The sequence below is a fragment of the Nevskia ramosa DSM 11499 genome (assembly GCF_000420645.1).
Taxonomy (GTDB): Bacteria; Pseudomonadota; Gammaproteobacteria; order Nevskiales; family Nevskiaceae; genus Nevskia; species Nevskia ramosa.
The window spans coordinates 51054-75608 of record NZ_ATVI01000008.1 but is presented as its reverse complement, the minus strand read 5'-3'; the positions used below and the strand labels follow the sequence as shown (position 1 = coordinate 75608).

Genomic DNA, 24555 nt, shown 5'->3' with positions numbered 1-24555 from the left:
GAATCGTCCTCAGGATGGGATGGCCCGTTGATGTCCGGCGATCCCTGTCGCACCTTGCCGCTCTATTGCTGCTGTCACGATGACGATGCTTCTCACGAAGCCTTCCGCTTGCCCCCGTACCCCAAACCCTTTGCCAGAATTCTCAGCATGATTTCATCGGCGCCACCGCCGATCGAATGCAGGCGCAGATCGCGATAGAACTGCGCGACCGACGATTCCCACATGTAGCCCTGACCGCCCCAGTACTGCAGGCAGCTGTCGGTCACTTCACGCGCCAGACGGCCGCTCTTGAGCTTGGCCATCGACGCCAGCATCGTCGCGTCGCGGCCGGCGATGTGCTCGGCGGTGGCGCGGTAGGTCAGCGCGCGCAGCGCTTCGACTTCGGTGGTCAGCTCGGCGAGCCGGAAGCTGATCACCTGGTTGTCGAGCAGGGAGCCGCCGAAGGCCTTGCGCTGGCGGGTATAGGTGGCCGTGTCGTCGATCACCCGCTCCATCGCCGCGATGATGCTGGCCGACAGGAACAGCCGCTCTTCCTGGAACTGCTGCATCTGATAGACGAAGCCGCGGCCTTCTTCGCCAATCAGGTTGCGGGCCGGCACACGCACTTCATCGAGGAAGATCATCGCCGTGTCGCTGGAGCGCTGGCCGAGCTTGTCGAGCTTCTGCGAGCGATCAACGCCCTTGGCATCGAGCGGCACCACAATCAGCGATTTCGAGGCGTGCTGGTTGATGCTCGGATCGCCAGTATTGACCAGCATGCAGGCCCAGTCGGCCTGAGTGCCATTGGTGATCCACATCTTCGAGCCGGTGATCACGTACTCGTCGCCAACCTTGCGAGCGACGGTCTTGATGCCGGCGACATCGGAACCCGCACCCGCTTCGCTGACCGCGATTGCCGCGACCATGTCACCCGCGACGGCCGGCTTCAGGAAGTTCTCTTTCAGATAGTCACTGCCGAAGCGCGCCAGGGCAGGCGTGGCCATATCGGTCTGCACACCGATCGCCATCGGCAAGCCGCCGCAGCTGCAATGACCCAGCGCTTCGGCGAACGCGACCTGATAGCTGTAGTCGAGCCCGAGACCACCGACGCTTTCCGGCTTGGCGATGCCCAACAGACCGAGATCGCCCATCTTCTTCAGCACTTCACGCGCCGGCCAGATGCCCGCTTCTTCCCATTCCTTGACGTTGGGATTCAGCTCGGTCTCGACGAACTTCTTGGTGGTGTCGTAGAGGGATTGGTGTTCGTGGGTGAAGTTCATCGTGCTCTCCAATTTGTTCGGATCGTCATCCCCGCGAAGGCGGGGATCCAGTTCTCGGTTGCCAGCGACGCGCCAACGTCAGAACTGGATTCCCGCCTTCGCGGGAATGACGGAATTCGTGGTATCGGCCTAGAAACGAGCAACACCAAAGCTGTTCGGCGTCACCTGCCGCCCCTGCGCTTCGCGGCAGATCGACAAGGTCATGCCCAGCACCTTGCGGGTATCGCGCGGGTCGATCAGGCCGTCGTCGAACAAGCGGGCGCTGGCGGCGAATGCAGTGCTCTGCGCATCGAACTGCTTGACGATGTTCGACTCGATCGCCGCCAGTTGCGCTTCTTCCGCATCACCGATCACCTTGCCTTCCTTGATCCACTTGTCGCGAGTGACGATGCTCATCACTTTCGCAGCCTGCTCGCCGCCCATGACCGCCGTGCGCGAGTTCGGCCAGGCGAAGATGAACTCCGGGCCGAAGCCGCGGCCGCACATGCCGTAGTTGCCGGCGCCGAAGCTGCCGCCCATGACGATGGTGATCTGCGGCACGGTGGCGTTGGCCACCGCCTGAATCATCTTCGAGCCGTGCTTGACGATGCCGCCCTGCTCGCTTTCGGTACCGACCATGTAGCCGGTGGTGTTCATCAGGTAGACCAGCGGAATATCCGACTGGCAGCACATCTGGATGAACTGGCCGGCCTTGGTCGCGCCACGCACGGTGATCGGCCCGTTGTTGCTGATGATGCCGACCTGATGGCCGTGGATCACCGCGCGGCCGCAGATGGTCTGCTGGTCGTACTCGTTCTTGAACTCGAGGAATTCCGAGCCATCGACCAGACGCGCGATCACTTCGCGGCAGTCATAGGGCTTGCGGTAATCGGCCGGGACGACGCCGCAGAGTTCGTCGATGTCGTACAGCGGCGCGCGAACTTCGCGCAATACGGCGGCCGGCTTGTTCCGGTTCCAGTCGAGGTTGCGGACGATGTCCCGCGCGATGCGGATGCCGTCGGCATCGTTCTCGGCCAGGAATTCGCCGGTGCCGGCAACCTGGGTGTGCATCTCGGCACCGCCCAGGTCTTCGTCGATCGCGATCTCGCCAGTCGCAGCCTTCAACAGCGGCGGCCCGGCGAGGAACACCTTGGCGTTCTTGCGGATCATCACCACGTAGTCGGACAGGCCGGGCATGTAAGCGCCGCCGGCGGTGCTCGAACCGTGGACGATGGTCACCTGCGGAATGCCGGCTGCGGACAGCCGCGCCTGGTTCGCGAAGGTGGTGCCGCCGGGGATGAACAGCTCGGCCTGGTACATCAGGTTGGCGCCGCCGGATTCGATCATCGAGACGACCGGCAGCTTCTGATCGAGCGCGATCTGCTGCAGGCGCAGGGTCTTCTGAACGCCGAACGGCGTCATCGTGCCGCCCTTGATCGCCGAGTTCGAGGCGATGACCATGCAGCGCACGCCGGAGACATAGCCGATGCCGGTGATCATGTTGCCGCCGGCCAGCGAGCCGTCCTTGTCGTCATGCATCTTGTAGCCGCACAGGGTCGAGAGTTCGAGCCATGGCGAGCCGCGATCAAGCATCAGGTGCACGCGCTCGCGTGGCAGCAACTGCTTGCGCTGGTGATAGCGGGCACGCTTGGTTTCTTCTTCGGCGCGGCCCTTGTCCTCGATTGCGCGGAACTCGGCAATCTTCGCCAGCAGGTCCTCGCGATGCTGCTTGAACTGAGGACTGTGGGTATCGACCTTCGATTCGATGACAGGCATGAGCGGCTTCCAGAGCGCATTCCAATTGGCGAGCGGAATCTAGCACAAGAAATGAAGTAATCTTCATTTCTTGAATTCCCAATCATTTGTAGACCTTTCCTTTGGCCTATCGTCGTTCCCCGCTGATGGAAGAACGCCTCGCGAGCAATCGCGAGCGAATCCTCGACGCCACCCGCGGCCTGATTGCCGGCGGTGGCTTGCGCGGCGCACAGATCAGCGCCGTGGCCAATGTCGCCGGCATGTCCACCGGCGTGATCTACCGTCACTTCAAGGCCAAGACCGATCTGTTCGTCGAAGTCCTGGCGGCAGCGGTGACCTACGAAATCGAGATCCTCGACGCGATCCGGACCGGCCCCGGCACCGCCACCGAGCGCCTGTTCGCGGCCGTCGAATCCTTCACCCGCAGGGCGCTGAACGGCCCCAATCTGGCCTATGCGTTCATTGCCGAACCGGCCGATCCGGAAGTCGACATCGCCCGCATCCGCGAGCGCAAACGCTTCGCCGACGTGATTCGCGCGATCCTGGCCGATGGCATTGCCAACGGAGAATTCCCGACCCAGAACCTTGATGCCAGCGCCGCCTGCATCGTCGGCGCGTACACCGAAGCGCTGGTCGGGCCGATCGGCCCCGCTCGCGAAGTGGTCAAGGATCGCGAGGCGCTGATCCGCTCGATCTGTGTGTTCTGCGTGCGGGCGGTCGGGGGAACGGCCGCGGCACGCTGACGATTAACGATTAAGCTCGAAGTTCTTACGAGGACACACCGATGGTGCGCATTACCCGCCAGACCGTCGCGAGTTGTGTCCTGGGGCTGACCAGCCTCGGCAGCCTGCCCTGCTTCGGCCAGCTTCCAGCCGACGATCCGAAGCTCAATACCCCGTCTCAGCAGAAGGCACCGAACGCCTTTGCAGAAGGCTCGCCGAAACCGGTGCTGAACTGGGGCAAGGGCGACGGCAAGAGCTACTGGCTGACGGCCTTCGACATCATCACTTTCGACATGCTGCTGAATCGGGTCGACCGCTACTTCGTCGACAAGGACGAATACAACGTCACCCTGGATTCGATCCGCCGCAACGTCGGCGGCAAATGGGTGGTCGACAATGATCCGTTCGCGATCAACCAGTTCGGCCATCCGTATCAGGGCTCGATGTATCACGGCTTCGCGCGCTCGGCCGGTCTGGATTACTGGCAGGCCTCGGCGGCCACCCTGCTCGGCAGCCTGTTCTGGGAGCTGGCCGGCGAAACCACGGCACCGTCGATCAACGATCAGTTCACCACCGGTATCGGCGGCAGCTTCCTCGGCGAGCCTTTGTTTCGCATGGCCAGCCTGCTGCTGGAAAGCGGTACCGGCCGTCCGGGCGTGCTGCGCGAGATCGCCGCGGCGCTGATCTCGCCGTCCACCGGCTTCAACCGTGCGGCCTATGGCGACCGCTTCGACGGCGTGTTCCGCAGCCACGCGCCAGCGGTCTACACGCGTGTGCAGCTGGGCGTGAACTTCGATGCCGACGTCAGCTCGAACGTCAACAGCAACCGCACTGTCGGTGGCCCGGTGATTCCGCAGAGCTATCGCAACGGCGAAGGCACGGCTGATTTCACCATCGCCTACGGTCTGCCCGGCAAGCCGGACTACCGCTACGACCGGCCGTTCGACTACTTCCACTTCCAGTTCACGGCCTCGACCGCCAACGTCTTCGAGAACGTCATCACCCGCGGCCTGCTGCTTGGCGAACCGTACTCGGCCGGCGCCAACGTGCGCGGCGTCTGGGGCCTGTATGGCAGCTACGACTACATCTCGCCGCAGATCTTCCGGGTGTCGACCACTGCAGGCGGCCTCGGCACCACCAATCAGTGGTGGCTGTCGCGCACGATCGCATTGCAGAGCACGGCGCTGGCCAGCCTCGGTTACGGCTCGGCAGGCGCGGTCCGCGGTGCCGGCGAGCGTGACTATCACAACGGCATCGCGCCCCAGGGGCTGCTGACCTCGCGGCTGATCCTCGGCGATCGCCTGTCGATCGAAGCGACCCTGCGTGATTACTACGTCGGCAGCCTGGCCTCGAAGGACACGTCGGGCGAAGAAAACATCCTGCGCGCCGAAATCGGCCTGACCGGGCGCATCTACAACCTGCACGGCCTGACCCTGAAGTACACGATGTCACGCCGTGACGCGAGCTATGTCGAGACCGGCAATACCCGCCAGAGAGTCGGCGTGTTCAGCCTGGCCTACAGCTTCCTGGGCCAGACGCGCTTCGGTGCTGTCGACTGGCGACCGAAGCTCGGCGAGCCTTAGAGCTTCAAACGCCGACAAGTAACCGACGGGCAAGACCGCTTGCTTCCTTGCGGCAGAAAAGACGAAGGCCGGTTTCCCGGCCTTCGTGGGTTCAGCTAGCGATGTTGCCGCGAATCAGACCTTCGATTCGAGTTCCGGCACCAGCGTGAACAGATCGCCGACCAGACCGTAGTCCGCCACTTCGAAGATCGGAGCTTCCGGATCCTTGTTGATGGCGACGATGGTGCGCGCGTCCTTGATGCCGGCGAGATGCTGGATCGCGCCCGAGATACCGATCGCGAAGTACAGCTCCGGCGCGATGATCTTGCCGGTCTGACCGACCTGCATGTCGTTCGGCACGTAGCCCGAGTCGACGGCAGCGCGCGAGGCGCCGACGCCGGCCTTCAGCTTGTCGGCCAGCGAGTAGATGATCGAGAAGTTCTCGCTCGATGCCAGCGCACGGCCGCCGGAGACCACGCGAGTGGCACTCTGCAGTTCCGGACGCTCGCTCTTCTGCGCTTCCAGCTTCACGAAGCGGGTGTGGGTCGGCAGGGTCACGTCGAGGGTCTGCTTCTCGATCGGCGCGGCAGCGGCGGCATCGCCGGCTGCCTGGAACGAGGCCAGACGGATCGTCGCGACGACGCAAGGCTCGGCCGGGGCTTCGACGGTGAGGATCGCGTTGCCGGCGTAGATCGGGCGATCGAAGCTGGTGGCGCCGTGCACGGCCATGATGTCCGACACCTGCTGCACGCCGAGCTTGGCGGCAACGCGCGGCAACAGGTCCTTGCCGAAGGTGGTGCCGGCCGCGAACACGTGGCTGTAACCGGTCTTGGCGAGGGCGACGATCTGCGGCTCGACGATCACGGCGAGGCCGTGGTCGTTCTCGGCGCGGTCGATCTGGATGACCTTGGTGACACCGTCGATGGCGGCGGCCTGGGCGGCAGCGGCGCTGCCATCGGCTGCGAAGACGACGACATGGATTTCGCCGCCGATGGCCTTGGCCGCGTTGACGACCTTGGCGATACCGCTGTTCAGCTTGCCTTCGGCCTGCTGGCCGATGATCAGAATCTTGCTCATGAAAATACTCCTAAGGTTGAAGACGGTTAGATCAGGCCCTTGCCCTTGAGCGCGGTGACCAGTTCGTCAACCGTCTTCACCATCACGCCCTTCGAGCGCTTCGGCGGGGTGGCGACCTTGACGCGCTTCAGGGCGGCGGCGGCGGTGACGCCGAGATCGGCGAGGCTGACCACTTCGATCGGCTTCTTCTTCGCCTTCATGATGTCCGGCAGCTTCAGATAGCGCGGCTCGTTGAGGCGAAGATCGGTGGTGATGATCGCCGGCAGATCGATTTCCAGCGTTTCCAGACCGGCATCGACTTCACGGGTGACCGTGGCCTTGCCGCCGTCGATGTCGACCTTCGATGCGAACGTCGCCTGCGGCAGATCAAGCAGTGCGGCAACCATCTGGCCGGTCTGCGCGGCATCGTCGTCGATCGCCTGCTTGCCGAGGAAGAAGATTTCGGTGCCTTCCTTCTTGAACACGGCGGCCAGCGCCTGTGCGGCGGTCAGCGACTGGATTTCTTCATCCACCTTCACGTGCACGGCGCGGTCGGCGCCGAAGGCCAGTGCGGTGCGCAGGGTTTCTTCGCACTTCGCGCCACCGACGGTGACGGCGATGATTTCCGTGACCTTGCCTTTCTCTTTCAGACGAACCGCTTCTTCCATCGCGATTTCGTCGAACGGATTGACGCTGTGCTTGACGCCGTCCGTGACCACGCCCGAGCCATCAGGCTTGACCTGGATGCGAACGTTGTAGTCGATCACTCTTTTGACGCTGACCAGTGCTTTCATCTTTTCTCTCTAGCGGGCAACGGGAGGTAATAAAAACTTGCGGGAAAGTTTGCCGGGACTGACGCGATGACGGCTCAGGCAGTCAGGCCGGGGACGCCATGTTGCCGCAGACGTGCGAATTCTGCGGCGCTGCCGGCGCTGAAGCCGGTCTCGCGAGCCAGACCATCCTTGAGCCCATAGACCCAGGCATGAACGCGCAGGTTCTGACCGCGTTCCCAGGCATCGCGAACGATCGTCGTTTCGCAGATGTGGCTCGCCTGCTCCAGAGCATTGAGTTCGCAGAGCAGATCGGCGCGACGATCGTCGTCCGACTCCGCGGTCAGACGCTCGCGATGCTTGGAAGCAATGTCGCGCACATGCTGCAGCCAGTTGTCGGCGAGACCGACGCGGGTGCCATCCAGTGCCGCACGGACGCCGCCGCAGCCGTAATGGCCGACCACCAGCACGTGCTTGACCTTCAGCACGTCGACCGCGTACTGCAGCACTGACAGGCAGTTGAGATCGGTCGGCACCACAACGTTGGCGATGTTGCGGTGAACGAACACGCCGCCCGGATCGAGGCCGATGATCTCGTTGGCCGGCACCCGGCTATCGGCGCAGCCGATCCACAGATATTCCGGCACCTGCTGCTTGGCCAGCCCGGCGAAGAAGCCAGGACGGGTGCGATCAATCTCGGCCGCCCAGCGGCGGTTATTGTCGAGCAGATGCTGGATGTCGGACATCGGAGCGCCGGTGTGTGCGGATTACATCGCCGCGTAGTTGGGGCCGCCCGAGCCTTCCGGAGCGATCCAGGTGATGTTCTGCGCCGGGTCCTTGATGTCGCAAGTCTTGCAGTGCACGCAGTTCTGGGCGTTGATCTGGAAGCGCTTGGCATCACCCTCGCCGATCACTTCGTAGACGCCGGCCGGGCAGTAGCGCTGCGCCGGTTCGTCGTACATCGGCAGGTTCTTGTCGATCGGGATCGACGGATCGGCGAGCTTCAGATGCACCGGCTGCTCTTCCTCGTGATTGGTCGAGGACAGGAACACCGACGACAGCTTGTCGAACGTCAGCTTGCCGTCCGGCCGCGGGTATTCGATCTTGGTGCTCTGCGCCGCCGGCTTCAGGGTCAGATAGTCCGGCGTGGTGTCGTGCAGGGTCAGCGGAATCTTGCCGCCGAACAGATTCTGGTCCACCCAGTTGAAAGCGCCGCCGAACAGGATGCCGAACTTGTGCAGCGCCGGGCCGAAATTGCGGCTGCAGTACAACTCTTCATGCAGCCAGCTGGCCTTGAACGCGGTCGGATAACCGCTCAGCACGTCGCCACCCTCGGCGCCGGCCAGCAGCACCTGGGCTGCGGCTTCGGCGGCGAGCATGCCGCACTTCATCGCCGTGTGGCTGCCCTTGATCTTGGAGAAATTCATCGTGCCGAGATCGCAACCGACCAGCGCGCCGCCCGGAAACGCCATCTTCGGCAATGAATTGTAGCCGCCCTTGGCAATTGCGCGCGCGCCGTAGGAAAGACGTTCGCCGCCTTCCAGATGCTGCTTGATCACCGGGTGCTGCTTGAAGCGCTGGAACTCGTCGAACGGCGACAGATACGGGTTCGAGTAGGACAGATCGACGATCAGACCGACCGCGATCAGATTGTCTTCGAGGTGATACAGGAACGAGCCACCGGTCGATTCCGAACCGAGGCCCAGCGGCCAGCCGGCGCCGTGGACGACCAGACCCGGCTGATGCTTGGCAGGATCGATCTTCCAGAGTTCCTTGAGGCCGATGCCGTAGTGCTGCGGATCGGCGTCCTTGTCGAGCGCGAAATCCTTGAGCAGACGCTTGCCGATGTGGCCGCGGCAGCCTTCGGCGAAGAAGGTGTACTTGGCGCGCAGTTCCGGGCCCGGCGCGAAATCGGCGGTCTGGTTGCCGTGACGATCGACGCCCTTGTCGCCGATGGTGATGCCACGAACGATACCGTCTTCGATGATCACGTCCTGAGCGGCGAACTCGGGAATGATGTCGACGCCGAGGCCTTCGGCCTGCGTCGCCAGCCAGCGCACCAGCTTGCCGAGGGAAATGATGTAGTTCCCTTCGTTGTGCATGGTCTTAGGCACGAACAGGCCGGGCAGCTTGATCGACGCCGATTCGCTGGTGAACAGATAGATGTCGTCGCGCTTGACCGGCGTTTCCAGCGGCGCGCCAAGCTCTTTCCAGTTCGGAAACAGTTCGTTCAGCGCACGCGGCTCGAACACCGCGCCGGACAGGATGTGGGCACCCACTTCCGAGCCCTTTTCCACCACGCAGACAGAAATTTCGCCCCCGGCTTCGGCGGCTTTCTGCTTCAGACGGCAGGCGGCGGCAAGACCGGCAGGGCCGGCACCGACGATGACAACGTCGTACTCCATCACATCGCGTTCAACAGTCATGTTGGCTCGAATCAGGCAGTGGCTAGTTATGGATACTGCAGAGTATGGGTTGGCAATTGTACCCGCGCGTGACGCATTGCAACATGCAGATCAGCCGAAAATTGGTATGCAATCATACTATCTGGTCGCCGAACTGTGCATCCCAAGCCGGATGGAACAGCCAGACCGCTGCCAGATCATTGAACCAAGGCTGGTTCCATCAACAGAGCCGCCGGCACCAAGATCGGAAATTCGAGCAGCATCTGGGCAAAGCATTTGCCCTGCGGATCGCTGCGCAGACTGGCCGCGCCGCCGCCGCCGAGCGCGTGGTGAAGCAGGAAATTCAGGCTGGATGTACCCGGCAGATCCCAGCGCTCGACCTTGCCCGGTGCCGCCAGCACTTGGGCGAACCAGCCGGCCACGGCGGCTTCGCTGAGCGCCGCGCGGATCGCCGGCAGGAACTCGGGTTTGCGCGCGGCGACGCCGATGTTGGCGTGGTCGCCCTTGTCGCCAGACCGAGCGATTGCCAGCCGGATCAGCGGCACGGTCACCGTCTCGTCACTCGACAGAATCTTCGCATCGCTGACCCGTGACGGCCCCGGATGGACGAAGCCGCCAGCGGTCGGCACCACGACCGGGAAACGCTGATCGCCGATCACCACTTCGATCGCCAGCCGGTCTTTCGCGACCAGGGTCGTGAACAGGCGCGGGATCATGCTCGGCTCCGGTCGGCCGCCGCCGAAGTAGCCGGTGTAGCCGGGTGCCATCGCCGTCGCTGCCTGGACGATCTCGCGGGCGAACAAGCGCGTCGCTTTCGAGTTCGGATGCTGAACCGCGATCTTGACCACCACTTCGCGGGTTGCCGCCGCTGCAATCCGGGCCTGCGCGCCGTAGCTTTCTTCTGCGCCGATGCAGTGAATGTCGACGCCGGTGAAATCACCGAGCTTCTGTTCGAGCAGTTGCCGGCGCACCTTCTCGATGATCGCGTTCGCCGAGGCCCTGCCCTTCTTCGCCGCGTCGATGCCGCCGATCATGAACAGCGCGGCACAGCGCATACCGGCCGGATAGGTGGCGCTGACCTTGTAGCTCGCTGTCGGCGCCCGGCCGATCGCGCCGCTGACCCGCACCCGATCCGGCCCGATCTGTTCGAGCGCAACGTCCGAGAAATCGCAGGACACGTCCGGCAGCAGATAGGCGCGGGGATCGCCGATCTCGTAGAGCATCTGTTCGAGCACGGTGGGCACCGAGACGAGGCCGCCGGTGCCCTCGGGCTTGGTCACGACGAAGCTGCCATCGACGGCGCATTCTACGATCGGAAAACCCATGTCGGTATAGCCCGGCGCCACCAATTCCCAGTCGGTGAAGTTGCCGCCGGTGCACTGCGCGCCGCATTCGATGATGTGGCCGGCGAGACTGCCGGCGGCCAGGCGGTCGTAATCGGTCTCGGCCCAGCCGAACTCGTGCATCAACGGCCCGAGCACGACCGCGGAATCGACACAGCGGCCGGTGATGACGATGTCGGCACCAGCCGCCAGCGCTCGTGCGATCGGAATCGCACCCAGGTAGGCGTTCATCGACAGCAAGGTCGCAGGCGCGGCAGCACCGGTTTCCCATTCGACCAGATCGGCGAATGCCGGCTTGCGTGGCATCAGGTCATCGCCGAGCACCACCGCGACCCGAAGATCGACACCGGCCTTCACCGCCGCTGCTTCCAGCGCGGCCTTGCAGGCCAGCGGATTCACGCCACCGGCGTTGGCGACCACCTTGACGCCCTGCCGCTTGATCTCCGGCATCAGCGGCGCCATCACGTGCTCGACGAAATCGGTGGCATAGCCGTCGTTGGCATCCTTCATCCGCTTGGCGGCGAGGATCGACATGGTGATCTCGGCGAGGTAGTCGAAAACCAGGTAATCGAGCGTACCTTTGCTTAGCAACTGCGCCGCTGCAGTGTTGGTGTCACCCCAGAACGCGGAGGCGCAGCCGATACGGATTTTCCGGGTAATCATCAATTTTGATTGCTTGAATCGGCAATGGCCGAGACGCCAATCTGCACGATGTACAGATGGATTGCCAGAACACGGCTGCTTACCGCCTTGGCTTCAGATGGCCAGCAAAGCCAGCAGCACCAGCGCCGCGAATACGCCAGCGACCAGATCATCGACCATGATCCCGACGCCGCCCTGCATCCTGGCATCGAGCCAGCTGATCGGCCAGGGCTTCCAGATATCGAAGATGCGGAACAGCACGAACGCGGCGATCAGTCCCGGCCACAGCCCGTGGCGGTTCAGCGCCAGCACTGGCAGCAAGGGTGCGGCGGCGATCACATAGCCGACGATTTCATCGAAGACGATGCCGCCGTAGTCATGCACGCCGAGCCGGCGCGCCGATTCACCGCAGACCCAGCAGCCGAAGATCGAGAGCACCACGGTCAGCGCAGCGAAGACCGGCAGGCTCAGATGCATCATCGCCAGGAACAGCGGAATGCCGACCACGGTACCGGCGGTGCCCGGCCCTTTCGGCATCAGGCCACTGCCAAGCCCGAACGCGAGCAGATGCACCGGCGACGTCATGATCTCGCGGGCGTTCGGGCGCCAGGCGTTGCGGGCCGATTTCGATTGCATGCTCAGCGGGCTCCGTCGTCTTCAGTAAGTGCATCCGCGTTGATCGCACCGCCCCACAAGCAGCTGCCGACGCGATTCATCTGCTGCAACTCGCCCGAGCTGTACCAGCGAAGCGCACCTGCCGCGGCGGCGGAATCAACGGCTGGCAGCAGGCTGTCGACTCGCCTCGCAACCGCCTCGCCGGTATCGAGCAGCACCACGTCCGGCCCGACGATCTGCGCCAGCGCCTCGCGCAGAAACGGATAGTGCGTGCAGCCGAGCACCAGCGTATCGGCACCTGCCGCCAGCAGCGGCAGCGCGTACTCGCGCAGCAGCGCCACGGTAATCGGGCCATCGAGATCACCGGCCTCGACCTGCTCGACCAAGCCCGGACAAGGCTGGGTGATCACGCGAACGCTGCCGCGATGGCGGTCGATCAAGGTCAGCAACTTGTTGCCGGCGAGCGCAGCACCGGTAGCCAGCACGCCGATGACGCCGGAGCGCGTGCGGGCTACGGCCGGCTTCACCGCCGGCTCCATGCCGACGAAGGGGACCGAATAGTTGGCGCGCAGGTATTCGACGGCGGCGATCGTCGCCGTGTTGCAGGCAACGACAATCAGCTGCGCGCCCTGCGCGAGCAGGAAATCGGTGATCACCGTCGCCCGCTCGATGATCTGATCGGCGGACTTCACACCGTAGGGGCAATGGCCGGAATCGGCGACATAGATCGCCGACATATCCGGACGCCTGGCAACGATCTCGCGCAGCACCGACAGACCGCCGAGGCCGGAGTCGAAGACGCCGATCATGGGTGAGCCGTCATGCTGCGCGAGCATGTCTCGCGATGACGGCGAACGACCGGCCATGGATGGCCGGGCCGGCGGTGGTGATAAGGAACTCAGTCTCGCCATGGATGGCCGGGAGGATCTCAATCAGGTAAGCAGCGGTCATCGAAGTGCTGGTAGCTGTGCAACTCGGGGTCCAGCAATGCGCCATCGGCGGCATGCCAGCGCAGGCCGGGTTCGGCGCTGATCGTGCCGATCACCGTCAGCGGTAACGGTGAGATGGCCGCCTGTGCCGCGGCCAGACGATCAGGCGACAAGCAGATGCAGAGTTCGTAGTCATCGCCGCCAGCGGCCTGCAAGGCGAGACGGTCGCCCGCTTCGGCCTGTCGGGCGAAAGCTTCGGACATCGGCAGCGCATCCGCCCGAAGACCGGCACCGACACCGCTGGCCGCGAGCACATGGCCGAGATCGCCAGCGAGGCCGTCGGACAGATCGATCGCGGCATTTGCGAATCCCCGAAGCGCGAGGCCTGCTTCGATGCGTGGCACTGGCCGATCCAGCCGCGCACGCAGTGCGACGAGATCATGTTCGTCCTGTGCGCAGGGCGAACGGCTTTCAATGCCATTCAATCTCAGACCCAGCGCGGCATCGCCAAGCGTGCCGGTGACGCAGATCTGATCGCCGGGCTTGGCGCCATCGCGGCACAACGCGGAACCCGCGGGCGCCGACCCGACAGCGGTGATCGTGATCGACAGATTGCCGCGCGTGGTGTCACCGCCGACCAGCGCAATGCCGTGCTTGCGGGCCAAGCTGCCGAGGCCAGCCGCGAAGCCGGCGAGCCAGGCTTCATCGGGTTGCGGCAGGGTCAGCGCCAACAGGAACCAGAGTGGCTCGGCGCCCATCGCCGCGAGGTCGGACAGGTTCACGGCCAGCGCTTTCCAGCCGATGTCGTACGGCGCAGTGGTTAGCGGGAAATGCCGACCGGCGACCAGGGTGTCGCTGGTCATCAGCAGCTCATGGCCGGCTGGTGGCGCAAGGATCGCGGCATCGTCGCCGATGCCGAGCACCACGCCTTCGGCCGCTGGGCTCAGTGGCGCGAAGTAACGGCGAATCAGTGCGAACTCGTCCATGGATCGGCCGAGCGCGCGCTTGCTCAGCCGCCGATTTCGGTGGCCCGCACCTGGCGCGCGATCTTGTCGAGCACGCCGTTGACGAACTTGTAGCCGTCTTCGGCACCGAACACCTTGGCCAGGTTCACGGCTTCGTTGACGACCACGCGATACGGCACTTCCGGCCGGTTGTTCAGCTCGTACACGGCCATCAGCAGCACTGCATATTCGACCGGATCGAGCTGATTCAGCGGGCGATCGAGATGCGGCACGATCTGCGTGGTCAGCGTTGCGGCATCGGCGACGGTGCCGCGCAGCAGTTCACCGAAGTATTCCGGGTCGGCACGGCCGAGGCCGTCCGGCATTTCGCGGAATTCCTTGATCAGGGTTTCCGGCGCGGTCTGATTGAGAATCCACTGGTAGACCGCCTGCACGGTCAGACGCCGGGCCAGGCCGCGACGGCTGGTCGGGTTGACACCCAAGCTGGCAGCGTTGCTGGCTGAACTGTTCGGTGAATGGCTGGGCACAGGCTCAGACATCGATCGAATCCAGCAGGCGAATCATCTCGAGCATCGCGGCGGCCGCTTCGTAGCCCTTGTTTTCCTTGCCCGGCTTGCAGCGCTCGTAAGCCTGCTCCGCCGTGTTGACGGTCAGCACGCCGAAGCCGAGCGCAACACCGTAGATCTGCGCCGCTTCGCGCAGGCCGCGGGAGCATTCGCCGGCAACGAACTCGAAGTGCGGCGTATCGCCGCGGATCACCGCGCCGAGTGCCACCACGCCATCGAACTTGCCGCTGTCCATCAGCGCCGAGGCCGCCAGCGGCAGCTCGAAAGCGCCGGGGACCATGAACGACTGCACGCTGCGCGGCGACACGCCCCAGTCCTTCAGACACTTGTGAACGCCGACGGTCAGCGCTTCGACAACTTCGACGTTCCACCGCGTCGCGACCACGGCGATACGCTTGCCTTTGAACTCGCCTTTCTCCGGCTTCGGCGGCGCGGCGTAGCCACTCTTGTGGGCGCCCTTGTGAGCGACAGGCTGCGGCAGCTTCACCGTAGCTTTCTGGACAGCTTTCTTGACGGCTTTGGGCACGGAGCGCTCTGCGGTGGACATCAGTGGGTATGAACGTATTCGACGACTTCGAGACCGAAGCCGGACAGTGCCTGCATCTTGCGCGGCGCGCCGGACAGCACGCGCATCTTGCGCACGCCGAGGTCGGTGAGGATCTGCGCGCCGATGCCGTAGGTGCGCAGGGTCTGCGCCTCGTCCGAGGTCTGCGACGGCGCCGAAGCGTGCGGCGTGCTCAGGGAAACGATCTGCTTGACGACATCGCGCGGCGAGCTGTTCTTGCGCAGCAGCACGATGACCCCGCTGCCCGCTTCGGCCACGCGCTGCAGCGCCTTGCGGATCGGCCAGGAGAAATCGCTGTGCTCGACGCAGAGCACGTCGGACAGCAGGTTGCCGATGTGGACGCGGACCAGGGTCGGCGTTTCCGCATCGACCGTACCGCACACCATCGCCATGTGCAGCGTGTTCTCGACCGCATCCTGGTAGGTGACCAGGCGGAAATCGCCGAACTCGGTATGCACCGTGGTTTCGGCAACGCGCTCGATGGTGTGCTCGTGATGCAGGCGGTAGCGGATCAAATCGGCGATGGTGCCGATCTTCAGGCCGTGCTCGCGGGCGAACACTTCCAGATCCGGACGGCGGGCCATGGTGCCGTCGTCGTTGAGAATCTCGACGATCACCGAGGCCGGCTCGACACCGGCGAGGCGGGCCAGATCGCAGCCGGCTTCGGTATGACCGGCGCGGGTCAGCACGCCGCCCGGCTGGGCCATCAGCGGGAAGATGTGGCCGGGCTGGACGAGATCTTCCGGACGCGCATCGGCCTTCACCGCGGCCTGCACCGTGTGGGCACGGTCATGCGCGGAAATGCCGGTGGTCACGCCTTTCGAGGCTTCGATCGACACCGTGAACGCGGTCTGATGCAGGTCGTCGCCATAAGCGACCATCGGTGGCAGACGCAGCTGGCGGCAGCGTTCGGCGGTCAGGGTCAGGCAGATCAGGCCGCGGCCAAAGCGCGCCATGAAGTTGATGTCCTCGGCGCGGCAAAGGCTCGCCGCCATGATCAGATCGCCTTCGTTCTCGCGATCCTCGTCGTCCATGATCACGACCATCTTGCCGGCGCGGATGTCGGCAACGATGTCTTCGATCGGATCGAGCGTGCGCCCGCGCGCGTCGGCAGCGCGAGCTTCGGAAATCGGATGGATGCTGCTGATCTTGCTCATGCTTGTCTCGCCTCCAGCAGGCGTTCGAGGTAACGGGCAATCAGATCGACTTCGAGGTTGACCTTGCTGCCCGGCACCAGCGCGCCCAGCGTCGTGTTTTCCCAGGTGTGCGGCACGATATTCACTTCAAACCGGCTGCCGGCCACTGCATTGACCGTTAAGCTTACTCCGTCGATCGCGATCGAGCCCTTGCGGGCGATGTAGCGGGCGATGAGTTGCGGCGCTTCGAACGTCAGCCGCCAGGAGCGCGCATCGACGTGTTTCTCGACCAGATGGCCGACGCCGTCGACATGCCCGGACATCATGTGGCCGCCGAGTGGCTTGTGCGCGGTCAGCGCCCGCTCGAGATTCAGCGGCGTGCCGGCGACCCAGCTGCGCGCAGTGGTCGCGTCCAATGTCTCCACCGAAACATCGGCGACAAACGCCTTGCGCGGCAGCGCGACGGCCGTCAGGCAGACGCCGTTGGAGGCGATCGAATCGCCGAGATTGACGCCATCCAGATAGGCGCCGTCGGTGGCGATGGTCAGGCGCACATCACCGCCGACCGCTTCCAGCTTTTCGATGCGCCCCAGCGCTTCGACGATTCCAGTGAACATCCTTAACTTCCCTTGCTCGTCAGGCGAGCGGTGATTTTGAGATCCGGGCCGAGCAGCTCGGCCGAAGTGAATGCCAGCGCCACATGATCGGCCAGTCGCTCCAGGCCCGGCAGGCGGACGAGCCCGCGGGCGGCGTCACCAAGCAGTTTGGGAGCCGCGTAGACGATCAGCTCGTCGACGAGATTCGCGCGCAGCAGGCTTCCGGCGAGGCGCGGGCCGCATTCGACCAGCACTTCGTTGATGTCGCGCGTGGCGAGGAAAGCCAGTGCTGCGGCCAAGTCGACCTGGCCGTTGGCGTCGCGCGGCATGACTACGGTTTCGACGTTTTCGGCTGCGTTCATGCCGGCTTCGGCGGTCAGCCAAAAACGCCTCGCACCTTCACGCCAGACCTTCGCCGTCGTCGGCACGCGGGCGCTACTGTCGAGCACGATGCGATCCGGCTGCCGGAGATAAGGAACAGTGCCTTGAATGGCACTGTTCCCTCCGGCAGGCGACGCTAGGGATGGCGTCGCAGGGGGTCGATCGGCGTGACCGGCCTCGCCAGGGAAGGCATGACGAGGCCAGAAATAATCGGTCGGCAAACGAACATTCAACTCGGGATCATCGGCGAGCACTGTTTCGCTGCTGCTGAGCACCGCGCCGGCTTCGGCGCGCAGGCGGTGCACGTCCGCGCGCGCCTGCTCGCCGGTGATCCAGCGGCTTTCGCCATTGGCCATCGCGGTGCGGCCGTCGAGGCTCATCGCCAGCTTCAAGCTCACCCAGGGCCGGCCGCGTTCGATGCGTGACAGGAAGCCGCGGCACAGGGCGCGCGCTTCGGTTTCCATCAGCCCGGAGGCGCATTCGATACCGGCCGCGCGCAGCTTTGCAAAGCCCTTGCCGGCGACCTTATCGAATGGGTCGCCAACGGCCGCGAACACGCGGGCAACGCCGGCGGCGATCAGCGCATCGGCACAGGGCGGCGTGCGGCCGTGATGGGCGCAGGGTTCCAAACTCACGTAGACATCGGCGCCACGCGCTAGCTCGCCAGCAGATCGGAGCGCGAATACTTCGGCATGCGGCTCCCCAGCGCGTTGATGCCAGCCTTCACCAATGATTCGCCCATCGCGAACGATCACGCAGCCGACCCTGGGATTGGGATGAGTCGTCGCTCGGCCCTGCGCGGCCAGCGCCAATGCGCGGGCCATGAACGTCCGCGGCTCGATTGGCGACTCGCTCACTTGACCCGCTTGGTCGCCCTGGCAGGCTTTTCGTGTTCGGTGGCGAGGCGCTTGGCGGTGGCGGCGGCGATCGCTTCCGCGGCGGGCAGTTCAGCGGCGATCAGCGGCAACTGGCTGCGCCGGGCTTCCGGCGTCGGCAACTGTTCCAGGCGGTTGATCTCTTCGCGGAAGGCGTTGACGTCCTGAAACGAGCGATAGATCGACGCGAAGCGCACATAGGCAACGTGGTCGAGATCGCGCAATTCGTCCATCACCCATTCGCCGATCCGCATCGATGCCACTTCGCGTTCGTTGACCGCGCGCAAGCGACGCATCACGTTCTCGATCGCGTGATCGACCTTGTCCGGAGGCACCGGCCGCTTGAAGATCGCGTGCTCGATGCCGCGGCGCAGCTTGTCCTCGTCGAAGGGTTCCGGCGTGCCCGAACGCTTGAGCACGTAAGGCATCTGCAGCAGCGCGCGCTCGTAGGTCGTGAAGCGGGCATCGCAGACCGGGCACTCGCGGCGGCGGCGAACCTGGGTGCCGTCCTCGAACAGCCGCGAGTCGATGACCCGGGTGTCGGTGGCTTTGCAGAACGGGCATTGCACGCGCGCGCCGACCTCAGTTCGAGGACGACAGGTAGCGCAGCAATGCCCTGTTCATCGGCTCACGCAGCCTTTTTCAGGGCGCGATAGACCGGGAAGCGCGTGCACAGCGCTTCGACTTCGCCGCGCACGCGCAGCACCGTGGCATCGACGTCACCGCCGCTGCTCATCGCATCGACGATGTCGGCGATCCAGCCGGCGACCGAGGCCATTTCCGCTTCCCTGAAGCCGCGCGTGGTCGAGGCCGGCGAGCCGAGGCGCAGGCCCGAGGTCACGAACGCCGACTTCGGATCGTTCGGTACCGAGTTCTTGTTGGCGGTGATGTGCGCCTTGCCGAGCGCAGCTTCGGCGTCCTTGCCGGTGATGTTCTTGGCCACCAGATCGAGCAGGAACAGATGGTTGTCGGTACCGCCCGACACCACCTTGTAACCGCGATCGAGGAACACCTTGGCCATCGCGCGGGCATTGGCGACGACCTGCTTCTGATAGACCTTGAACGACGGCTGCAGCGCTTCGCGGAAGGCCACCGCCTTGGCGGCGATGACGTGCATCAGCGGGCCGCCCTGGATGCCGGGGAACACCGCCGAATTGAGCTTCTTGTACAGTTCCTCGCCCTGCCCCTGCGCGAGGATGATGCCGCCGCGCGGGCCGCGCAGCGTCTTGTGCGTGGTGCTGGTGACGACGTGGGCGTACGGCAGCGGGCTCGGGTATTCGCCGGCAGCGACCAGACCGGCGACATGCGCCATGTCGACCCAGAAATAGGCGCCGACCTTGTCGGCGATTTCGCGCATCCGCTTCCAGTCCTTGACTCGCGAGTACGCCGAGAAGCCGCCGATCAGCAGCTTCGGCTGGTGCTCCAGCGCCAGACGCTCCATCTCGTCGTAGTTGATCAGGCCGGTTTCCGGGTCCAGACCGTAGGGCACGATCTTGTACTGCTTGCCGGAGAAATTCGCCGGATGGCCGTGGGTCAGATGACCGCCCTGCGCCAGGTTCATGCCCATCACCACATCGCCCGGATTGACCAGCGACAGGAAGATCGCCGCGTTCGCCTGTGCGCCGGAATGCGGCTGCACGTTGGCGTAATCGCAGTTGAACAGCTGCTTGACGCGATCAATCGCCAGCTGCTCGGCAACGTCGGCGAACTCGCAGCCGCCGTAATAGCGCTTGCCCGGATAACCCTCGGCGTACTTGTTGGTCAGCTGGCCGCCCTGCGCTTCCATCACGGCCGGGCTGGCGTAGTTCTCGGACGCGATCAGCTCGATATGCGCCTCCTGACGGCCGGCTTCGGCGACCAGGGCGGCGTTGAGTTCGGGGTCGGACTGGGCGAGTGACGGAGCGTTGGTGAACATGGGCTTCTGAGTGAGGCGTGGAGTAGTACGTGATTGGGGCGAGGCAAAACGGCGACGGCGTTCGGCCTTTACGCCTCACGCCATCGCCAGACAGATCAGTCGACGACTTCCATCATCAGATCGAGCGCGCGCCGAGCCGGCACGGCGATCTCCTGCGGCACCCGGATGCGGTTGACGACCTGGCCGGCGACCAGGTTGTCGAGCACCCAGGCGAGATGCTGCGGATCGGTGCGGAACATCGTCGAGCACATGCAGACCATCGGCGACATGAACTGCACGGTCACGCCTTTCGGCTTCATCTCGTCGCGGAGACGGTTGACCAGATTCAGTTCGGTGCCGACCAGCCAGTGCGAACCCGGCTCGGCGGCGCGGACGATGCGCAGGATGTATTCGGTGGAACCGACGAAATCCGAGGCCTGACAGACCTCGTAGGAATTCTCCGGATGGCTGATGACGTGGCCGTTCGGCACTTCCCGGCGGAATTTCTCGATCTGCGCCGGATGGAACATCTGGTGCACCGAGCAGAAGCCCTTCCAGAGAATGATCCGGGCGTTGCGGATCTCGTCGTCGGTCAGGCCGCCGCGGGGCTTCATGAAGTCCCAGGTGACCATCTGCTCGAGCGGGATGCCCATGGTCAGGCCGGTGTTGCGGCCGAGGTGCTGGTCCGGGAAAAACAGCACTTTCTCGCGCCGGCCGAACGACCATTCGAGCACCGCGCGGGCATTGCTCGACGTGCAGACGATGCCGCCGTGGTTGCCGCAGAAGGCTTTGAGATCGGCCGCCGAATTGATGTAAGTGACCGGCGTGACTTTCTCGTCCGGATCGAGGATCGCAGACAACTCTTCCCAGCACTTGCGGACCTTGACCAGGTTCGCCATGTCGGCCATCGAACAGCCGGCGGCGAGATCGGGAAGGATCACGTTGCGCTGGCCGTCGGTGACGATGTCGGCGACTTCGGCCATGAAATGCACGCCGCAGAACACGATGTATTCGGCCGTGGTCTTGGCGGCAAGCTGCGACAGCTTCAGCGAATCACCCGAGAAATGGGCGTGCTTGAACACTTCGTCGCGCTGGTAATGGTGGCCGAGAATGGCCAGACGATCGCCGAGAATCGCTTTCGCGGCCTCGATGCGGGCATCGCAGGACTCGTCGTCCAGCAGGTTGAACTGATCGATCTTCAAAGCGGCTGACATGCCGGACCTCCTTCGATCGCCGCCAGCGGCGCTGTGCGGCAGTGCGTCATTTTAGTCGAACTACCCCGCCCGAGCGCTGCTCCGACCGGATGGCACCATCGTCGATGGTGCCATCCGGCCTGGAACCGTCCCTGCTACGTCTTCAGGGCGCGGGTGTAGGCGCGGCGGTCGTCGTGAATGATGCGGTAGCAGTGAACGGCATCGTGCCCGCGGTATCGGTCGGATTGGCCACCGAGGCGGTGATCTTCGCGGTGCCAACGGTCGGACCACCGGAAACCACCTGGCCGGCGGTCTGGGTGTTGTTGCTGACGTTGACGATGGCCGTGTTTTCCGAGGTGAACAAGGTCCGGCGCGTGACGTCCTGCGTCTTACCGCTGGCGTAGGTACCGGTGACGACCAGCGGCGTGATCAGGTTGCTGCCGGCCGGGAACGTCACTTCGGCCGGCGCCATCGAGATACCGTTCAGCACGTCGACCGCCGTGGAGACCGATACCACCTGCGTCGGGAACACCGTCCCGTCGGCGGTGGCCGTCTTGCCGACGGTAAACGTGGCACTGACATCGGTCGATCCCGCCGTCAGCGAGCTGAGCAGGTTGGTGATGCCGGGTACCAGATTGAATGCCGCGACCGCCGTGTTCGTCGACGTGTACACCGCCTGAAGGCTGATGTCCTGCTGCGGTCCACCGTCGCCGAAGTCGGCCAGCACGGTGAACGGCTGGGTATTGCCGACGATCAGGGGATCGCTGGCCAGCGCCGGCGGCGGCACCATGGTGATCGCCGTGATCGGCGCCACGGTGATCGCGGTGTCCACGGTGTTCGAGCAGGACGCGAACGAGACGCGGGCGGTCAGCGGATCACCAGCGGCGACTCCGACGATCACGCCACTGGCTGGATCGATCGTCGCAACCGCGGTGTTCGGCGTCACGAATGCCCAAGCCGCAGCCGCATCGACATTGACTGTCGCCCCGTCGAGGATCGCCTGGACGTCGAGATCGATGGCCGTGTTCGGACCGATGCGCATTGCACCACCGGGAATATCGGTGGCGATATTGGTCTGCGGATTCTTGGCCTGGACGAAGAAGCCGCTCGGGGTGCCGACGGTGATGACGATCGAGTCGGAGAAGCCGCTGAACGTCGCAGTGACCGTCGAAGTGCCCGGCGCGACCGGCGTCACCACACCCGGCTGGTAGAAACCGACTGCCGGCGACGGCAACGGTTCATCGCCATTGCTGATGCGCAGCACTTCCGGGTTCGAGCTGGTCCAGCGCACCCGCTGGGTGAAGTCGGCGAGACCACCGTCATCGAAGATCAGGGTTGCCGAAACACCGGTGCGCAGACACTGGAACACCCGGCCGGCCGCGGCATCGGTTGTGCCGTCCGGCGAATTGACGACCAGACGGACCGGACCGGCACCGCTGCCGATCGGATCGCAGCCCGACAGACCGAGCAGGCTCGCTCCAAACAGCAGCGGCAACAGAAGACGCACAGCCGACAGGCGAAACTTGATCATTGGACCTCAGGCCTCGGTAACGGAAACGGCACGCGGAGCCGCTGCCGGAGAGACAGTGGAACGGATCGACAGTTCGCGCAGCTGCTTGCCGTCGACCGTGCCGGGGGCATTGGTCAGCGGGCAATGGGCGGTCTGGGTCTTCGGGAAAGCGATCACTTCGCGGATCGACTGGGCGCCGGTCATCAGCATCACCAGACGGTCCAGACCCAGCGCGATACCGCCATGCGGCGGCGCGCCGAACTTCAGCGCATCGAGCAGGAAGCCGAACTTCTCGCGAGCTTCCTCATCGGAAATGCCGAGCAGGCGGAACACCGCGCTCTGCACATCGGCGCGATGGATACGGACCGAACCGCCGCCCACTTCCACGCCGTTCAGCACCAGGTCATAGCCCTGCGACAGCACGGTGCCCGGGTTGGCTTCGATGTCGGCAACGTCGAACACCTTGGGCGCGGTGAACGGATGATGCAGCGCCACCCAGCGGCCTTCGTCCTCGTCGAACATCGGCCAGTCGACCACCCAAAGCGCGCGCCAGCCCTGCGCGGTGAAACCGTGGTCGAGGCCCACCTTGATGCGCAGCGCGCCCATGGCGTCGCAGACGATCTTGTACTTGTCGGCACCGAAGAACAGCAGATCACCGTCGACGGCGCCGCTGCGGCTGATGATGCCGGCGAGTGCAGCATCGGACAGGTTCTTGACGATCGGCGACTGCAGGCCGTCACGGCCCTTCGCGGTCCACTCGTTGACCTTGATCCAGGCCAGGCCGCGGGCGCCGTACTGGCCGACCATCTTGGTGTAATCGTCGATCTGCGAGCGCGGAATCTTGCCGCCACCCGGCACCCGCATGACCACCACGCGGCTCTTCGGGTCGGCAGCCGGTGCGGCGAACACCTTGAACTCGGAATCGGCGACGAGATCCTTGATCTCGACCAGTTCCAGCGGGTTGCGCAGATCCGGCTTGTCCGAGCCGAAGCGGCCCATCGCGTCGGCGTAGCTCATGTGCGGGAGCTTGCCCAGGTCGACATTCATGACCGACTGGAACAGGTCGACGAACATGGTTTCGATCAACGCCATGATCTCTTCCATCGACAGGAACGAGGTCTCGACGTCGAGCTGGGTGAATTCCGGCTGGCGATCGGCGCGCAAGTCCTCGTCGCGGAAGCAGCGGGCGATCTGGTAGTAACGGTCCAGCCCGCCCATCATCAGCAGCTGCTTGAACAATTGCGGGGACTGCGGCAGCGCGAAGAACTTGCCTTCGTGCGTGCGGCTCGGCACCAGATAGTCGCGCGCGCCTTCCGGCGTGGCACGAGTCAGGATCGGCGTCTCGACGTCGATGAAGCCGAGCTCGTCCATCTTGTTGCGGATGCGGCGGATCACGTCGTGACGCAGGCGCAGGTTCTTCTGCATCAGCGGCCGGCGCAGATCGATGTAGCGATACTTCAGGCGCGTTTCCTCGCCCACCGAATCATCGTCGAGCTGGAACGGCGGCGTTTCCGACTTGTTCAGCACTTCCACCGAGCGGCCGAGCACTTCGATGCGGCCGGTCGGCAGATTGGCGTTGACCGTGCCTTCCGGACGGGCGCGAACCAGGCCGGTGATCTGCACGACGTATTCGCTGCGCAGGCGTTCGGCGGCGGCGAAGGTTTCGGCGTTGTCCGGATCGAAGACGATCTGCAGCAGGCCTTCGCGGTCGCGCAGGTCGATGAAGATCACGCCACCGTGGTCGCGGCGGCGCTGGACCCAGCCGCAAACCTGGACGGTCTGGCCGGTCAGCGCTTCAGTGACCTGGCCGCAATAATGGGAACGCATCATCGAAATC

At 64.5% G+C, this 24555-nt stretch carries 22 protein-coding genes; 2 read left to right on the top strand and 20 right to left on the bottom strand.

The features are described from left to right. Nucleotides 1-92: 92 nt before the first annotated feature. Nucleotides 93-1259 carry an acyl-CoA dehydrogenase family protein gene (locus G513_RS0113860; protein ID WP_022977453.1) on the bottom strand — a complete coding sequence of 389 codons (1167 nt, stop codon included), beginning with the start codon at nucleotides 1257-1259 and terminating at the stop codon, nucleotides 93-95. A 129-nt stretch (nucleotides 1260-1388) separates the two neighbouring features. After that, entirely contained in the window at nucleotides 1389-3014 is a 1626-nt protein-coding gene (locus G513_RS0113855) for an acyl-CoA carboxylase subunit beta (protein ID WP_022977452.1), read from the bottom strand. Between the two features lie 101 nt (nucleotides 3015-3115). On the opposite strand from G513_RS0113855, the gene G513_RS0113850 reads away from it, so the two are divergent. Together G513_RS0113850 and G513_RS0113845 are read left to right on the top strand one after the other, a co-directional pair. Beyond that, nucleotides 3116-3736 carry a TetR/AcrR family transcriptional regulator gene (locus tag G513_RS0113850; RefSeq protein WP_022977451.1) on the top strand — a complete coding sequence of 207 codons (621 nt, stop codon included), beginning with the start codon at nucleotides 3116-3118 and terminating at the stop codon, nucleotides 3734-3736. A 41-nt stretch (nucleotides 3737-3777) separates the two neighbouring features. Then, nucleotides 3778-5298 carry a DUF3943 domain-containing protein gene (locus G513_RS0113845; RefSeq protein ID WP_022977450.1) on the top strand — a complete coding sequence of 507 codons (1521 nt, stop codon included), beginning with the start codon at nucleotides 3778-3780 and terminating at the stop codon, nucleotides 5296-5298. A 114-nt stretch (nucleotides 5299-5412) separates the two neighbouring features. On the opposite strand, the gene G513_RS0113840 is transcribed toward G513_RS0113845, so the two are convergent. The 18 genes from G513_RS0113840 to aspS all read right to left on the bottom strand — a co-directional run bounded on the left by G513_RS0113840 (nucleotide 5413) and on the right by aspS (nucleotide 24548). Further along, entirely contained in the window at nucleotides 5413-6354 is a 942-nt protein-coding gene (locus tag G513_RS0113840) for an electron transfer flavoprotein subunit alpha/FixB family protein (protein ID WP_022977449.1), read from the bottom strand. A 26-nt stretch (nucleotides 6355-6380) separates the two neighbouring features. Then, nucleotides 6381-7127: an electron transfer flavoprotein subunit beta/FixA family protein gene (locus tag G513_RS0113835; protein WP_022977448.1), complete on the bottom strand. Its 747-nt coding sequence runs from the start codon at nucleotides 7125-7127 to the stop codon at nucleotides 6381-6383. A gap of 74 nt (nucleotides 7128-7201) precedes the next feature. Further along, on the bottom strand, nucleotides 7202-7849 hold the full coding sequence (can, locus tag G513_RS23075) for a carbonate dehydratase (protein WP_022977447.1): 648 nt from the start codon (nucleotides 7847-7849) through the stop codon (nucleotides 7202-7204). A 21-nt stretch (nucleotides 7850-7870) separates the two neighbouring features. Further along, on the bottom strand, nucleotides 7871-9541 hold the full coding sequence (locus tag G513_RS0113825) for an electron transfer flavoprotein-ubiquinone oxidoreductase (RefSeq protein ID WP_273454050.1): 1671 nt from the start codon (nucleotides 9539-9541) through the stop codon (nucleotides 7871-7873). 164 nt (nucleotides 9542-9705) lie between these two features. After that, nucleotides 9706-11514 (bottom strand): acyclic terpene utilization AtuA family protein, encoded by a 1809-nt coding sequence (locus tag G513_RS0113820; protein ID WP_022977445.1) that lies wholly within the window; start codon nucleotides 11512-11514, stop codon nucleotides 9706-9708. 93 nt (nucleotides 11515-11607) lie between these two features. Beyond that, a complete protein-coding gene (locus tag G513_RS0113815; protein WP_022977444.1) occupies nucleotides 11608-12129 on the bottom strand; it encodes a phosphatidylglycerophosphatase A family protein in 522 nt (173 codons plus the stop codon). A gap of 2 nt (nucleotides 12130-12131) precedes the next feature. After that, on the bottom strand, nucleotides 12132-12917 hold the full coding sequence (gene murI, locus G513_RS23070; RefSeq protein ID WP_051144450.1) for a glutamate racemase: 786 nt from the start codon (nucleotides 12915-12917) through the stop codon (nucleotides 12132-12134). A gap of 119 nt (nucleotides 12918-13036) precedes the next feature. After that, on the bottom strand, nucleotides 13037-14023 hold the full coding sequence (gene thiL, locus G513_RS0113805; RefSeq protein ID WP_022977442.1) for a thiamine-phosphate kinase: 987 nt from the start codon (nucleotides 14021-14023) through the stop codon (nucleotides 13037-13039). A 23-nt stretch (nucleotides 14024-14046) separates the two neighbouring features. After that, nucleotides 14047-14541 carry a transcription antitermination factor NusB gene (gene nusB / locus G513_RS0113800; RefSeq protein ID WP_084711539.1) on the bottom strand — a complete coding sequence of 165 codons (495 nt, stop codon included), beginning with the start codon at nucleotides 14539-14541 and terminating at the stop codon, nucleotides 14047-14049. Next, nucleotides 14534-15094, bottom strand: a complete 561-nt coding sequence (gene ribH / locus G513_RS0113795) for a 6,7-dimethyl-8-ribityllumazine synthase (protein WP_245563120.1) — start codon at nucleotides 15092-15094, stop codon at nucleotides 14534-14536. Before ribH ends, nusB begins: the two co-directional genes overlap by 8 nt. Before the next feature lie 20 nt (nucleotides 15095-15114). Then, on the bottom strand, nucleotides 15115-16290 hold the full coding sequence (gene ribBA / locus G513_RS0113790; RefSeq protein ID WP_022977439.1) for a bifunctional 3,4-dihydroxy-2-butanone-4-phosphate synthase/GTP cyclohydrolase II: 1176 nt from the start codon (nucleotides 16288-16290) through the stop codon (nucleotides 15115-15117). Beyond that, entirely contained in the window at nucleotides 16287-16886 is a 600-nt protein-coding gene (locus tag G513_RS23065; RefSeq protein ID WP_022977438.1) for a riboflavin synthase, read from the bottom strand. Before G513_RS23065 ends, ribBA begins: the two co-directional genes overlap by 4 nt. A gap of 2 nt (nucleotides 16887-16888) precedes the next feature. Next, nucleotides 16889-18088: a bifunctional diaminohydroxyphosphoribosylaminopyrimidine deaminase/5-amino-6-(5-phosphoribosylamino)uracil reductase RibD gene (gene ribD / locus G513_RS0113780; RefSeq protein ID WP_028475538.1), complete on the bottom strand. Its 1200-nt coding sequence runs from the start codon at nucleotides 18086-18088 to the stop codon at nucleotides 16889-16891. Between the two features lie 11 nt (nucleotides 18089-18099). Continuing rightward, on the bottom strand, nucleotides 18100-18690 hold the full coding sequence (gene nrdR / locus G513_RS23060) for a transcriptional regulator NrdR (protein WP_022977436.1): 591 nt from the start codon (nucleotides 18688-18690) through the stop codon (nucleotides 18100-18102). A gap of 59 nt (nucleotides 18691-18749) precedes the next feature. Next, a complete protein-coding gene (gene glyA, locus G513_RS0113770) occupies nucleotides 18750-20036 on the bottom strand; it encodes a serine hydroxymethyltransferase (RefSeq protein WP_022977435.1) in 1287 nt (428 codons plus the stop codon). A gap of 95 nt (nucleotides 20037-20131) precedes the next feature. After that, on the bottom strand, nucleotides 20132-21229 hold the full coding sequence (gene nadA / locus G513_RS0113765; protein WP_022977434.1) for a quinolinate synthase NadA: 1098 nt from the start codon (nucleotides 21227-21229) through the stop codon (nucleotides 20132-20134). A 142-nt stretch (nucleotides 21230-21371) separates the two neighbouring features. Next, a complete protein-coding gene (locus G513_RS23055) occupies nucleotides 21372-22739 on the bottom strand; it encodes a hypothetical protein (protein ID WP_022977433.1) in 1368 nt (455 codons plus the stop codon). Between the two features lie 6 nt (nucleotides 22740-22745). Further along, nucleotides 22746-24548, bottom strand: coding sequence for an aspartate--tRNA ligase (gene aspS, locus G513_RS0113755; RefSeq protein WP_022977432.1), 1803 nt, complete (start codon nucleotides 24546-24548; stop codon nucleotides 22746-22748). Nucleotides 24549-24555: the final 7 nt, after the last annotated feature.

What these genes read in the sequence shown, in the direction of transcription:
- nadA (WP_022977434.1), bottom strand. Translation starts at nt 21,229, where the DNA reads ATGTCAGCCGCTTTGAAGATCGATCAGTTCAACCTGCTGGACGACGAG.
- can (WP_022977447.1), bottom strand. Translation starts at nt 7,849, where the DNA reads ATGTCCGACATCCAGCATCTGCTCGACAATAACCGCCGCTGGGCGGCC.
- thiL (WP_022977442.1), bottom strand. Translation starts at nt 14,023, where the DNA reads ATGGACGAGTTCGCACTGATTCGCCGTTACTTCGCGCCACTGAGCCCA.
- murI (WP_051144450.1), bottom strand. Translation starts at nt 12,917, where the DNA reads ATGATCGGCGTCTTCGACTCCGGCCTCGGCGGTCTGTCGGTGCTGCGC.
- G513_RS23055 (WP_022977433.1), bottom strand. Translation starts at nt 22,739, where the DNA reads ATGATCAAGTTTCGCCTGTCGGCTGTGCGTCTTCTGTTGCCGCTGCTG.
- G513_RS0113840 (WP_022977449.1), bottom strand. Translation starts at nt 6,354, where the DNA reads ATGAGCAAGATTCTGATCATCGGCCAGCAGGCCGAAGGCAAGCTGAAC.
- G513_RS0113820 (WP_022977445.1), bottom strand. Translation starts at nt 11,514, where the DNA reads ATGATTACCCGGAAAATCCGTATCGGCTGCGCCTCCGCGTTCTGGGGT.
- G513_RS0113815 (WP_022977444.1), bottom strand. Translation starts at nt 12,129, where the DNA reads ATGCAATCGAAATCGGCCCGCAACGCCTGGCGCCCGAACGCCCGCGAG.
- G513_RS0113845 (WP_022977450.1), top strand. Translation starts at nt 3,778, where the DNA reads ATGGTGCGCATTACCCGCCAGACCGTCGCGAGTTGTGTCCTGGGGCTG.
- G513_RS0113855 (WP_022977452.1), bottom strand. Translation starts at nt 3,014, where the DNA reads ATGCCTGTCATCGAATCGAAGGTCGATACCCACAGTCCTCAGTTCAAG.
- G513_RS23065 (WP_022977438.1), bottom strand. Translation starts at nt 16,886, where the DNA reads ATGTTCACTGGAATCGTCGAAGCGCTGGGGCGCATCGAAAAGCTGGAA.
- glyA (WP_022977435.1), bottom strand. Translation starts at nt 20,036, where the DNA reads ATGTTCACCAACGCTCCGTCACTCGCCCAGTCCGACCCCGAACTCAAC.
- nusB (WP_084711539.1), bottom strand. Translation starts at nt 14,541, where the DNA reads ATGTCTGAGCCTGTGCCCAGCCATTCACCGAACAGTTCAGCCAGCAAC.
- ribBA (WP_022977439.1), bottom strand. Translation starts at nt 16,290, where the DNA reads ATGAGCAAGATCAGCAGCATCCATCCGATTTCCGAAGCTCGCGCTGCC.
- G513_RS0113835 (WP_022977448.1), bottom strand. Translation starts at nt 7,127, where the DNA reads ATGAAAGCACTGGTCAGCGTCAAAAGAGTGATCGACTACAACGTTCGC.
- G513_RS0113860 (WP_022977453.1), bottom strand. Translation starts at nt 1,259, where the DNA reads ATGAACTTCACCCACGAACACCAATCCCTCTACGACACCACCAAGAAG.
- aspS (WP_022977432.1), bottom strand. Translation starts at nt 24,548, where the DNA reads ATGATGCGTTCCCATTATTGCGGCCAGGTCACTGAAGCGCTGACCGGC.